Here is a 12,508-nt window from a genome sequence, read left to right on the forward strand (position 1 = left end):
GCGGTTTTCCTTACCGGAAAAAGCCGGGTTTCTTTGCTGCCCATCTTTTTTGTCCTGTACGCAAAAATATGACAATGGCAAAGCTTCTTTTTTATCCTGCGGACCGTATAATCCTGAGACCCGCATCAACAATCACTTCTCCTCTGTCCGGCTCACTGTCTTTATGGTAAAAACCGAATACGAGAAAAGTAATGCTTTGTACTCCCTGAATCAGATTACCTGCCCCGATCCCCATACCCGAAGAACCAATCGGACCGATGGCCGCATATCCTGCAAAATTACTTATGCTTGCTTTTTCATGATTGGCCTCATTCAACAGCCATGCTTTCATAACCTGATCTTTTTTTATATCAATGAGTGTTCCATCTATTAAAAATTCTTCCACCCCGAGGTCTTTCGGAGACACGACAAAATCCACACCGCTTACGGTCCAGTCATTGCTGTTGATTTTCTGCATGGCTTCCCTGAGCGCCGCTTCAGCCTTATAAAAATTTTTTTTATATGTTCGCTCATTTGCAGCGATCTGTATTTCCAATGATGACGTGTTTGTCGCGGCCACTCCCAGCAACGAAAGAAACACCAGCATAATCATAGCGACCACCAAAACAAAACCATCTTCATTTGTTAAAAAATCTAATTTTTTCATTGTGGTTATCTCCGAATTCAAGCCCTGTAAGGGCGGCATATTTGTAGCAGCAGGTTTGCAGGTCCCCGGCCAAGCCCCGTGGGGGCGGCATATTCGCAGCATGATTTGCTACAAATATAGCGATCTCCCCTAAATCCGTTATCATCAGATACTATCCTTTATACAGACAAGTTCAGTTTTTTTAGTTCTCAGAAACTCTCGCCACTCAACCTTCACTTGTATTCTCTTCGTGTTCTCCGTAGTTCCTGACGTCACTCTTGTAAACCGTTTATAACCAGAAGCGGGTTCACTTTCTAACACATAACCATCTGTAAGTTCCAGACTGCTATATGATGTGGCCATCAGCCGTTCCATCATACTCTGGGCATAATTCGTACTTTCCGTTATCCGCTTGGCCTGACCATTCACATCTATCGCCATCACGTGCATCATGGCCATCGCCAGAAGACCGACCACCAAAATGAATACGCTGATCATCACCTCTATCAGGGTAAAGCCTTCCTGCCCTCTTTGATTTACACTCCCTGATCTCATATTTTTTTTATATTTCTGATGTAATCTCATTCTGATTATTCCTATTGTCCCAAACCAAGATTTCGGCATTGAACAATTGAGGTTAATTGCCAGCGCCGAAAATGATCATTCGGTGCAGGTAAGATAATATTATCATCCTCTGGCAGTTTTCCGCTTTCATCTATGTAATCTTTTGTATCTTTATAATAAATATCTTCCTTTTCAGATCTGCCTACAAGTATGACCACGACCGCTCTTATCTGATCTGTCAACCCTTCGCTATCATATGCCAGAAACTCATTGTCGCCATCGAGATAAATAAATCTGACAGCGTCAACATATTCGGCCAGAGGCTGCTGGCTGGCAAACGCAATGGGATCATCGCTCGACATAACGGCTCTTCCCACCTTTTTTATTCCCTCAGAGGTATAAAAAGCGTATTTTATCCCCTCTGTCTCACCAGCTTCGTCTATCTCACCATCCTGATTATTATCTTTCTCATCCTGATCAGCCACAAAAGTAAAAGAAAATTCATTTTCAGAAGCAGTGATGACTCCGGCAGATCCGCCGCCGCTGTGATCAAATCCTGCCATTTTGATTTCTCTTTGCATAATGAACATGGCCCCTCTCAGCTTTTGCCGGATATCAACAATATCTTTCTGCACAAGATAAGCCTTTTGCTGGTTTATATAAGCAGAATAAATACCGGTCATCACTATTGCCGACACAGCCAGCACCACCAAAAGTTCAAGGAGGGTGAATCCTTTTTTATTAAAATTAGTTATCATAATTTAACTCTCTCAGTTCTGGTATTTCTACAGAGGCAGTGATGAATCTCATTCATCACTACTTGAGCAGGACTACCTTGATTCTGACACTTCCTGCTGATGATAAAATTATGTCTGTTATTCTGCCATTTGTATTTTTCAGAGAAACAGTTCCCATACCCAGACCGTTACCCTTATTTCTGGGAAGTCCGTTGGGACGAAAAGCAACCACATTATCTTGAAATGTTATATTCTCCGTGTCAACACTTCCTTTATACTTTTCTTTCAAGTTTACCTTGGCGATAACATCCTCGTCATTATCATATTCCAAATTATTATTCGGGTCTAAAAAAACAACATAATCATAGGTTTTATCATCTATGGGCTGGTTAAAAATAATTGTACAGGTGATATTTCTTTTGGCAGCCATGAGCTTGGCACGTTGGAAATTGGAAAAGGTATCTTGTACAGCGCTTTTCAATCTGTAATTGGGCACCCACTTCATAATATTGGGTACGGCAAAAGCAGCAAGAATGGCCATCAGCGCCATTGTTACAAATAACTCAATAAGTGTGAAACCGGAGTTTTTGCGCATTGTTTTAAGTCCTCTGATACTAAATATACTGTATGGCTATTTTTATATATCTACACGGATTAGTGATAAACAAGGATTAACAGATATCTGGAAAAATTTTTGCTTATCACTCGATGATCAAGTTGACCTGATTCGGACAAAAAGCCTGTCATTCCTAAAAAGCCTGTCATTCCTGCGAAAGCAGGAATCCGTTTTTGGCCGATGTGGCGCTTCCGCGATCTGTGGATTCCTGCTTTCGCAGGAATGACAGAAAAAAACTTGGCTCTTTGGTAATCCGCGTTAAAGATAGTATATCCTTTAATAACAAAATATTATGAATTCGTCCGGCATAGATGCCGATATTTTGCATAATATGTAAATTCAGTATGTTACGTCAAATATGCTTTTTGCATTTTTAATGCGGAAAATTTTTTGCGCATTTTTAAATGCTGTAAAAAATGATATCATTCCGTTTTAATTTAATAAAAGTTTTAACACGAATTACCAGAGAGCCAAAAACTTGATCATCGAATAACAGATATCTGGAAAAATCCTTGCTTATCACTAATCCGTGCAGATATTATATTATACAAATTTTATGCCAGATCACCAATCTTAACGAAAAATAAAAACAGTACTAAGTTTCATTTTAAATTATGGCTTTTAATTAATTAGTAATATTTTTTTTTAAAAAAGTTGGCAGGACAGATGCTTTATTTATTCGGAGAGATTTAGCTATGATAATAGTGTTAAAAAAATGTTATTTTTTTAATAGCGCTATTAAAAAATTTTATACTTGATAATCAAATTTTTTTGTTCTTTGCATAGGAAAATACGAAAGCTGCCTTCACGACAGGGAGTTAGTATCAGTAGATCGAAAAGTTTCCGGACTGTGTGCGGCATGGCAGAGAAACCCGGTTTTTTTCCCGGACAGAAGACTCCCCCCGCCGGAAAAACTGCCCGATATCGACACTCTGACCTGCTCTCCCCCGGTGTCCGCGGCATCCTCGAAGAGGAGGATTCTCCGTAATGCCAGGTCGGCGAACGACGAATCAGATCATAACGCGAACTCTTCCATTATGATGCCAAGTCGTTCCATTGCCTAGCTTATGCTGCGTTGAGAAACTCCGAGGCCGTATGTCTCTGAAAGATATCGGACAAGCATATCCGACATCCGCACGGAGGAACGGTAGCCAAAGTCACGCGGATCTTTATCGAAAACCTTGTGAATAAGCGGGTCGATAATTCCCCGCGCCGTACAGGGACGACCCGCGGAGCATCTCCGAGTTGCGGGACCGGTGAAATATTCTTATCCGAGCGAAATCGGCTTATCCAGTTATAAATTGTCCGGCGGGAAACACGCAAAAGATGGGCGACATCCTGAACGGACATTCCCTCATCAGGCCGGAGCAGAGCCCGGGCGCGACGGAATTCTCCGACCTCGTTCGCCGCGGTGAGAACAGATTCCAAAACCAATTTGTCCTGTGTGCCGAGTTTAAAAAAAGCTGTCATCATTCATCTCCTGTTTTTTTAACCACAAGATATGATATATATTTCCTTTTGTCAAAAAATTTTTGCAACTGCCGGAGAGGAGGAACGGTCGTCCGATCTGCCTCCCGTATTCCGCTTATTTCTTTCAAAGGATTTGCACCGCGGTTAAAGATAACCGGAGTATCACCAGACAGCTTCGGCATAACTATTTGATATAAAATAATTAATATGCTCTCAAAAGACTTTTTGCAACCTACTTAGCTTGGAAAATCCGGAAGAAGAGGTTCTGATTTGCCAATCCCAAGCGAGCAAATTGTGAAGTAAGTCCCTGAGAAAAAGTTTTCAGATAGTGTTCTAAAAATGGAGTTAAATCTTATAACTATCTGAATCAATTCTGTAAATATTGCGACAAGTCCAAATTTGGAACACCACCAAATTTTCAATATTTGTCTAGGAAGAAATCAGGTTTTTTTATAGGGATTTCCCCAAAAATAAAATACCCGGAAAAGTGAAATGTGCGGTGGGTTCCGCTTCGCTCCACCCACCCTGCATTTTTTGTATCGGGTATATTATTTATTTCGAGTTCCCATACATCTTTTTTCTGAGAACAGCGGAGAAACCCGGGTTTTTCCTTCAGAAGCGGCGGATCATTCCGGGGAAAAAACCGGGTTTCTTTCCTGTGCGAATATCGGAAACTTATGGTTAGGTACTTATTTCTTCAATTCTCAATTTTTAATTCTCAATTCTCACACCTCAATCTCCATCCCGTCAAATGCATGGCTGATTCTGAGCCTGTAGGAATCATCATAAATTGACGCGTATCTTTTGGTTTCTCGCAGCATTTTATCAATGGTCGCGTCGCTGTAAGTATGTTCGCTGTGATACATGCAAAGATGTTTCACCCCTGCTCTGACTGCCAGTTCCACAGCAATCATGTTACTTGAGTGACCCCAGTCTTCCTTCACATGGATGGCATCCATGAGGGAATACTGGGTATCGAATATCAGCAAGTCCGCGTCTCTGAAAAAATCTACAAAAGGATAGTCCTCATCATTTGAATTTTCTTTATGTTCCGAGTCAGTGGAATAAACAATCTTTTTACCATCCTTCTCAAAGCTGTAGCCATAAGATGTCTGAGGATGATTTTGCTCTATCCCTCTGACTCGGAATCCTGCGATATCATACTCCTTAGCAAGTTCCAACTGAGTAAATCGCTTTTCTGCCTGCATAAATCGAAGCGGCACAGGAAAACAGGGCGGCTCCTGCTGATTCGTAAAAACCTGCTCCATATTGTCGTGAAATCCGTAAAAGTTCACACGATTTCCTTGAATATAAGCTGGGATAAAAAATGGAAAGCCGCATATATGATCCCAATGAACATGAGACATGATTATATGAAATGTGGCCGGGATGTTTCCCGTCTGCATCACATAATTCCCAAAATCCCGAATTCCCGAGCCTGAATCAAATATGATATATTCTTCTCCATCTCTTATTTCAACGCAGGAGGTATTTGTGCCATATCCTCCTCTCACAGAGAACGGGAGTTGAGTATCAATAAATTGTTCAATATCTTGTTTGGATTTCAGATCATGTCCCCTTGCCGCTTCAATTGCCCTGTAAATTTTGTATCTCACGGTTTCTGATCTCATCGAAGCCGGCAAAGACCCCCGGCTGCCCCAGATAACTACTTTCATAAGCAATATCCTTTCTCACTTCCCGCTTTCCGCCTCTCACGTCCCATCACGGGTTAATATCCATGGCAGGATAAAGTCCCTCTAATTCTCCCCTGGGATAGGGCTGTATAATATTAAAGGAAATATTCTGCCCTTTCTGGGCATGGCCTCTTTTTTCCTCGCCGTCAAAATAAGCGCCGTTATCCGTCAGGATATGTTCAATACGATTCTGAAACGACTCTACAAACTGCCTGCCATTGCCCCGGAAGCGCATATTCCCGAGGACAAATTCACCTTCGATCTCAGAGAGCTTTTCAAAAGAAACAGAGTGTTTTTCAAGATCATCCTGGTTTCTGATATAGCCCCACACAAGATGTGCCGGCGGAATATCAAGGGGTTCATCAAGATCAATGATGGTATGAGGCATGATAATACTTTCCTTGCCAATGCTCAAAGGTGCCTCTAGCTTTCCACGGAGAAATGCATTGAACCCTGCAAAGGTCTTTTTCCCGAGCTTCGCATGAATGACTTTTGCGCCATGGGCCATGACATTATAGCCCTCAAGACGGGAATGAATGATATAACAGTTTTCCTGAGCATTGGCTCCTTTTCCCATCCACGCGTTTTTCAGATATGCTCGTTGTGCGACAAGGACATTTTCGCCAATTTTGCTTTTAGGTTTCAGCACAGCATAGCGGCTCAGTGAGGCCCCCACAGGCACGGGGACAGCTTCAAGATGAACAGTATCAAAAAGCCTTTCAAAATCGGTTTCCCGCTCCTCCACAAAATCCATCAGTATCCCCTGAACGCCTTTGCCGGCTTCAAAGGAGATATATTTATCAAGCACTTCCTTTGAAAAACGAAAACTGAAATCAAATACATTGCCGTTTCGGACCCATATCTGACCGGGTTCAATCTGTTTATGAGACAGTTCACCCGCCTGAACATACGCATAAGTCCCTATGACACAGTCGTGAAGCGTCGTAAGATCAACGGTGCTGAAAGGACCGAGGAAGCATCCGTCCAGCGGTGAGCCGTGAATGTTTGCATAAGGGGTTGACACCGAGCGTTTGATCAGAAACAAATCCAGATTTTCCGGATCATGGGGATAACAGTGAACCAGTGTCTTAATAAGAAAGCTGTCCCGAACTCTGATTTCCTGATCTTTGTTCAGTGGAATCTCCATGCCCTCATAATGAAGCACATCCCCTTGTTCTTTAAGTTCGTCTCCCCTGACATCGCTTTTATAAAGCACAGAGTTATCAACCATACATTTCCCCAGAAAATAGGTTCCCGCCATGTTGGAATGGCGGAAATGGAAATAAATCGGGTGATGGGAGGTAATGCCGTAAAACGCATAGAACTTGATCAATTGATCCGTCGGCACTGTGTCACGGATATAAGGTTTCACATCAAAATTAAATTCTCTCAGATTGATATTGACACGGCTGATTACCCGATCAATAAGCATTTCAAGTTGTTTCATAATTCCTCCGTTTTCAAATTTCAAATCTCAAATCTCAAATCTCAAATCTCAAGCTTCAAATTTTCAAGCATCTGTTTATGTAATCGTTCTGCTCTCAGACAGAAGGTTTCCAGCTTTGCATTAATAAGCTGAGGAAAAGGTGAACCGTCACTCTCGATTGCCAGAAATGGCAGGTCTTCGATGTTCGTAAGCGTGGCCCTGAGCTTCTCATTTTCCGGGTCTGTGGCGAGTTTTCCCTCGCGATTCATGATCTCGTTGAGAATGGCCTCTGACAGACGGTTGGGCATACATCCGAAGGGACCGATGGCAATAACCCCGCAAGTCTGAGATGCCACTTCGGTGAGGGAACTCCCCACTGTCAGGACAGCTTCCCCGGAGAGGTTGGGGGAAATATAAGGCGATGCATTATCAATCACGGCACTGACATCAAGCGGCGATGTATGAACAAGATTTGAACGGGAGAAGACAGATTTGAGACGCCTTTCGGATTTCGCCATAATTTGTTTTTTAAGAACATGTCTGATCTTTTCCATTTTCGACATCGTGTAATCAACAAGGCCCTTGTCCACCAGATAATCAGAATAATGCACCCATTCACTGATGGGTGAGCATAAGGTGGCAAACCCTTTTTTCGCAAGGGTTTCTGTCAGATACTGGCGGGACAGAGAATCCCGCCGGACAAAAATTTCTCCCACAAGAGAAATTGTAGGCACTTCTTCAGGCGGACGTTTCATGGCAATCCGGCTGAACCGTTCCACAGTCCGGCCAAGCTGATCTTCCAGACCCGAGAAGCTTCCATATTCGAGTTCAAACAGAATTGCTTTCCATTCTTCATCAAATATTTTGATGGCGGTCCCGGGGTCAGTCGCGTTGGCAAGCAGCATGGAGCGGATATCTTCCATAACATCGGAGACCACGAAGGCCCACCATGCTTTCTGATGAAAACCGTTGCCCATGCCCGCGTAAGCATTTTCCGATGTCAGAGAAAACATTGCCACATCCGGTATTTCAAGCCTTTTGATGAGATCTTCCATAAAAATATAATACTGACCGAACCGGCAGGGCCCGGAAGCCGTGGCCATAAAATAAACCAGAATCTCATTATTCCGTTTTCCGTTGTTAATATATTTGAGCATGTTGCCGGTGGTGAGTATCAGGGGGAGACATTCTTTACAGGAAGTGTTTGCACGTCCCAGCTTGAGTACGGCCTCATCGGCCGGAGAACTGGCTTTTGCCCTGAAACCTTCGGAGCGAAATACCGCGCTCAGGGCTTCTGTGGCGATTTTTCCCATGGACGGGAGCAGAAATGTCACACGCGGATCCGTAAAAGGCAGTATTTCTTTGTCAGAGGTGATCACCTTTGGAATACCATTGTCCAGTACGGTCCGGGCAGGAAAAAATTTCCGAGTTTCCAGGTTCCGGGTTCCGGGTTCCTGTTTTGAGGACAACTGCCTGTAGGCCGTAACAATATCAAGAAACGCCTCAATCCGTGTTTCCAGTCCGGCATCTGCTGTGTGGCTGTCAAGTTCAAGCGTCAGGGACGGTTTTCGTCCCATGATATCCCTGAAATAGCCGAGAAGAAACGAATCCGGTCCGCAGGAAAAATTGGTGATGTAAATGCCGAACAACTGAGGATGCCTTTTGACAATCCTGGCAGCTTTGAGTATCAGTTGCCCTATTCCCCAGTACATGTGACGTTTTGCCTTTTCATTATCCAACGTAAGGAAATCAAGAGGAATCACCAGAATACCTCTTGAGGCGAGTTTGTGGGGGATTCCCATATTCGCCTCATCCACCAGGCTGTTGTATGGTCGGCCGAATATCACCACCGCAGTCTTATCCGGTTCGGTTTCGAGGGCTTCAAGCAACTGTTTTCCAGCCTGCTGCATTTCAGCGATACATGCTTGTTGCTCAAGAATGGCGATATTAAAAGCCTCCTCAGCTTTTTTTTTGGATATCCCCATCTGAACGGCGGTCTCCGTCAGCGGTTTTTTCGCGGTTTCCAGCCCTCCGGTCATATCAAGCAGCGGCGTCAGAACCTTAGTTCCTTTTTCTTCAAGTTTGTTCAGTTCCTCACGAAAAGTTGTTCTGAGATAGAACGTCTCTCCCTGGACAAAAGGACAGACCTGCGTACTTGAATAACCGTTTGTCACGGGAACCGCCTTGAAATGAGGCAGAAATATGAATTCAGGAGGATTTTCCTCACGAAGAAGCGAGTAGAAAAAACCATGAGACAGTTCCGCGGGATAACAGAATGCAGAGTCTCTCCGGTCAATTCCCTCCTGGGAAGGAGCGTCAGGAATCACAACTTCAAAACCCAGTTCGGTGAAAAATGCCGAATAAAGCGGATAGTAAGTATTGACCAGAAAGCTCCTGTTAATTGAAACTTGAGACTTGAAACTTGAAACTTGGGTTTCGAGTTCAGAGTTTCGAGTTTCCAGTTTCGAGTTCCGAGTTTCCAGTTTCGAGTTTCCAGTTTCGAATTTCGAGTTTTCAGTTTCAAATACAATCTGCTGTCGAAGCCTGACCATGTCCAGTTTTTTTGTGTCATAGCTGATATTGTATCGCAAATTGTAGTATCTGTTGCAGGCTCCGCCAAAGGGATATTTTTTGCCCTCAATCTCAATCATCGCAATTTCGCAGCCCCGGTCACACTTTTCCTTGCCGCCTCCGCATATAAATGACTTTCCATATTTCACCTCCCGATTGGCCAGCACTTCGAGATCAAAAGACTGCTTTTCCATCAGGCCCGCTTCAATTCGCTTTTTGACTTCGAGTGCGACGCCGTAAGCTCCCATCAGTCCGGGTTCCGGAGGCACAATGATGGGCTTGCCCACCAGTGAGGCCATGGCAAGGGGAACCGCTTTGTTGTAGCAGACTCCTCCCTGCATGAACACTTTTTCGCCAACCGGTCTGTTTCCTTTGACGCGGTTTGAGTAATTCATGCAGATGGAATATACCAGACCGGCCACAATATCTTCATGCTCAACACCTTCATGGATCGCATTTTTTATATCCGAAGAAATAAACGCGGCGCACTGGTCATTGAAATTGGGAGGATGCTCTCCCCTGAGCGCGACATCTGCGATATCTTCCATTTTTATCCCCAGTGTCTCATAAGCAGACTCCTCAAGAAACGATCCTGTTCCCGCGGAACAGGCTTCGTTCATGGCATAATCAGAAGGCACTCTGTTGGTAATATAAGTATATTTGGCATCCTGCCCTCCGATTTCAAAAATAGTGTCCACCCGGGGGTCAAAATGAATGGCGGCCGTGGCATGTGCGATGATTTCATTAATAACCCCCTGTGTGAGCGCATGAAGACCGGCAATCTGGCGCCCGGACCCGCAGACTCCCAGCCCTTCGATATCCAGTTTCCAGTTTCCAGTTTCCAGTTTCAAATTTGCAGTTTCCAGGAGGGAGCGATAGCATTCCCGGGAAGCGCCCACGGGGTCTCCGTTGGTGCGGAGATACACAGAGGCAAGCAAGGCATTGTCCGCTTTCCGCACCAGAACGGCCTTGGTTGTTGTTGATCCCACGTCAAGCCCCAGGATGCACACATCACCTGAGCGGATTTCTCCGGTCTCAATGCTTTTGAATTCTACCATGGCTTCGGAATTCCGGAGAGAAGGAAGTGTGTCAAATGATGTGATTTCAGTCTTGAGCAGCTTGGATATTCCGGGAAACGGAAGGGTTTCGTGTTCCATTGCCCAGAGTGCGGTTCCCAGCGCCTCGAAATAAGGCGCTTCCCGGGGAATGATCAGCCCGGGAATCTCCTGACGCAAATACTCCGTCATCATTCGGTTGAGAGATGTGCCGCCAGTAAGCATGATATTTTTTCTCTCCACCTTTTTCAACAGTTCCATGATCTTATTCGCCATCATTTTGCAAAGCCCGGCTGTCACCTTGGATTTTGGAACCCCCTGGTTGGTCGCATGGGTGCAATCTGATTTGCAGAACACGGAACATCGGCCGGACACATGATGCGGCGATTCTGTGGCGGCCCATTGGGCTGCCTCTTCCAATGACACATTCATCCTCCGCAATTGCTGAAGGAAGAACTCACCGGTTCCGGAAGCGCATTTATTGCCTGTCAGAACGTTGGATATCTGTCCCAGACGGTTCAGAACATATATCATGAACGTTTCTCCGCCTGCGGAGACAACAGCGGGACATGAAATATCCGGCGGTTTGACGAAACGATACGCATATTCCACTGCTTCAGGTTCCGGTATGGATGACAAATTAACGAAATTGCGGAATCTTCGGCCGGTCGCGGCGATTTTGTGAAATGAACTCAGATCAAGACGTTCAATCGCGGAAATCAGCGTTTGTCTGAGATTTCCCTCATGGGGGTGAAGCGAGTATTCAAGCACTTTTGGCTTTAGCGAATCTTTCTCCCCGTTCCTGCCGTCTTTGTTCCGCTCCAATCCTACCTGAACAACAGATATCGTGGATGCTCCGAGGCACAGCCCCAGTATTTTAAAGTGTTCAGGATCATCCCCGATCTGAATCGGGGGCAATTTTTCTTGTTCAATTTCTGGTTTCATAGGTATTTCCTAATCTGATAAAAAGAAAAGGTTTTTTTGGCATCCCTTATTTTCCGCTTAACAGCCTGAAGGAGTGCTGAAATAAAATTTCAGCATACAGTCCTCGGTTCCCGCGCTGAAATTCCATTTCAGCACTCCTTCGGAAACTGTGAACTGCTTTTCGGGTAAAATAAAGGACACTTTTACTGATATCCTTTTAATTGCTCTTTTGTAATGCGGACAGCCTGTTTTTAGCGATTTTGGCATATTCACTTTTAGGATGTTTCTTAATAAGCTCCTGATACAACTGCCTGGCATGTTCCGGGTTGTTCTGCAATTCTTCCAATTTTGCAGTATCATATAATTCTTTGGCGTTATTGCCTGAACAACCTGAAAAGGTCACAGCAGCAATAATTATTAAAATCAGAATGGTATATTTCATAGCCCTCCTTTGGGGGGTGTTAGGTGTTAGGTGTTGGGTGTTAAGTGTTAAGTGTTAGGTGTTAGGTGTTAAGTGTTAGGTGTTAGGTGTTAGGAAAGATAAAGCTGAAAATTTCGAGCATAATATCTGGGCATGTAGCACTTAACACTTAACACTTAACACCTAACACCTAACACCTAACATCTAACACCTGGGGTGATGAAAATGTCACAAACCGGGCTGACAATTGCGATCCCATTTTTATTCCGCAATTTTTTTATAACTTTAAAATCAGCCAGTTAAAAAATGCGGGGAACAAAAACGGGATCAGCTTTTTCAGAGCTTTGGAAACATTTTCATCACCCCACCTAACACCTAACACCTAACACTTAACACCTAACACCT

10 protein-coding genes are annotated in these 12,508 nt (G+C 44.2%); all 10 read right to left on the minus strand.

From position 1 onward, the window contains the following. Nucleotides 1-91: 91 nt before the first annotated feature. Nucleotides 92-646, minus strand: coding sequence for a pilus assembly PilX family protein (locus dnm_RS27130; protein ID WP_207680012.1), 555 nt, complete (start codon nt 644-646; stop codon nt 92-94). Beyond that, a complete protein-coding gene (locus tag dnm_RS27135) occupies nt 618-791 on the minus strand; it encodes a hypothetical protein (protein WP_207680013.1) in 174 nt (57 codons plus the stop codon). Before dnm_RS27135 ends, dnm_RS27130 begins: the two co-directional genes overlap by 29 nt. Then, the gene (pilV, locus tag dnm_RS27140) at nt 791-1,210 is read right to left on the minus strand and encodes a type IV pilus modification protein PilV (RefSeq protein WP_207680014.1); all 420 of its coding nucleotides are present in this window, start codon (nt 1,208-1,210) and stop codon (nt 791-793) included. The genes dnm_RS27135 and pilV overlap by 1 nt, the downstream gene beginning before the upstream one ends. An 11-nt stretch (nt 1,211-1,221) precedes the next feature. Then, nucleotides 1,222-1,947 carry a prepilin-type N-terminal cleavage/methylation domain-containing protein gene (locus tag dnm_RS27145; RefSeq protein ID WP_207680015.1) on the minus strand — a complete coding sequence of 242 codons (726 nt, stop codon included), beginning with the start codon at nt 1,945-1,947 and terminating at the stop codon, nt 1,222-1,224. Nucleotides 1,948-2,005: 58 nt separating this feature from the next. Next, nucleotides 2,006-2,521, minus strand: coding sequence for a pilus assembly FimT family protein (locus tag dnm_RS27150; protein WP_207680016.1), 516 nt, complete (start codon nt 2,519-2,521; stop codon nt 2,006-2,008). Between the two features lie 1,086 nt (nt 2,522-3,607). Continuing rightward, nucleotides 3,608-4,015 (minus strand): helix-turn-helix domain-containing protein, encoded by a 408-nt coding sequence (locus dnm_RS27155; RefSeq protein ID WP_207680017.1) that lies wholly within the window; start codon nt 4,013-4,015, stop codon nt 3,608-3,610. A 722-nt stretch (nt 4,016-4,737) separates the two neighbouring features. Beyond that, nucleotides 4,738-5,688 (minus strand): MBL fold metallo-hydrolase, encoded by a 951-nt coding sequence (locus dnm_RS27160; RefSeq protein WP_207680018.1) that lies wholly within the window; start codon nt 5,686-5,688, stop codon nt 4,738-4,740. A 46-nt stretch (nt 5,689-5,734) separates the two neighbouring features. Further along, a complete protein-coding gene (locus tag dnm_RS27165; RefSeq protein WP_207680019.1) occupies nt 5,735-7,153 on the minus strand; it encodes a transferase in 1,419 nt (472 codons plus the stop codon). Nucleotides 7,154-7,194: 41 nt separating this feature from the next. Then, the gene (locus tag dnm_RS27170; RefSeq protein WP_207680020.1) at nt 7,195-11,703 is read right to left on the minus strand and encodes an acyl-CoA dehydratase activase; all 4,509 of its coding nucleotides are present in this window, start codon (nt 11,701-11,703) and stop codon (nt 7,195-7,197) included. A 196-nt stretch (nt 11,704-11,899) separates the two neighbouring features. Then, on the minus strand, nt 11,900-12,124 hold the full coding sequence (locus dnm_RS27175; RefSeq protein WP_207680021.1) for a tetratricopeptide repeat protein: 225 nt from the start codon (nt 12,122-12,124) through the stop codon (nt 11,900-11,902). Nucleotides 12,125-12,508: the final 384 nt, after the last annotated feature.

It is taken from the genome of Desulfonema magnum, assembly GCF_017377395.1.
GTDB classification, from domain to species: Bacteria; Desulfobacterota; Desulfobacteria; order Desulfobacterales; family 4be13; genus Desulfonema_C; species Desulfonema_C magnum.

What these genes read in the sequence shown, in the direction of transcription:
- dnm_RS27130 (WP_207680012.1), bottom strand. Translation starts at nt 646, where the DNA reads ATGAAAAAATTAGATTTTTTAACAAATGAAGATGGTTTTGTTTTGGTG.
- dnm_RS27160 (WP_207680018.1), bottom strand. Translation starts at nt 5,688, where the DNA reads ATGAAAGTAGTTATCTGGGGCAGCCGGGGGTCTTTGCCGGCTTCGATG.
- dnm_RS27155 (WP_207680017.1), bottom strand. Translation starts at nt 4,015, where the DNA reads ATGATGACAGCTTTTTTTAAACTCGGCACACAGGACAAATTGGTTTTG.
- dnm_RS27135 (WP_207680013.1), bottom strand. Translation starts at nt 791, where the DNA reads ATGATAACGGATTTAGGGGAGATCGCTATATTTGTAGCAAATCATGCT.
- dnm_RS27170 (WP_207680020.1), bottom strand. Translation starts at nt 11,703, where the DNA reads ATGAAACCAGAAATTGAACAAGAAAAATTGCCCCCGATTCAGATCGGG.
- dnm_RS27150 (WP_207680016.1), bottom strand. Translation starts at nt 2,521, where the DNA reads ATGCGCAAAAACTCCGGTTTCACACTTATTGAGTTATTTGTAACAATG.
- dnm_RS27165 (WP_207680019.1), bottom strand. Translation starts at nt 7,153, where the DNA reads ATGAAACAACTTGAAATGCTTATTGATCGGGTAATCAGCCGTGTCAAT.
- dnm_RS27145 (WP_207680015.1), bottom strand. Translation starts at nt 1,947, where the DNA reads ATGATAACTAATTTTAATAAAAAAGGATTCACCCTCCTTGAACTTTTG.
- pilV (WP_207680014.1), bottom strand. Translation starts at nt 1,210, where the DNA reads ATGAGATTACATCAGAAATATAAAAAAAATATGAGATCAGGGAGTGTA.
- dnm_RS27175 (WP_207680021.1), bottom strand. Translation starts at nt 12,124, where the DNA reads ATGAAATATACCATTCTGATTTTAATAATTATTGCTGCTGTGACCTTT.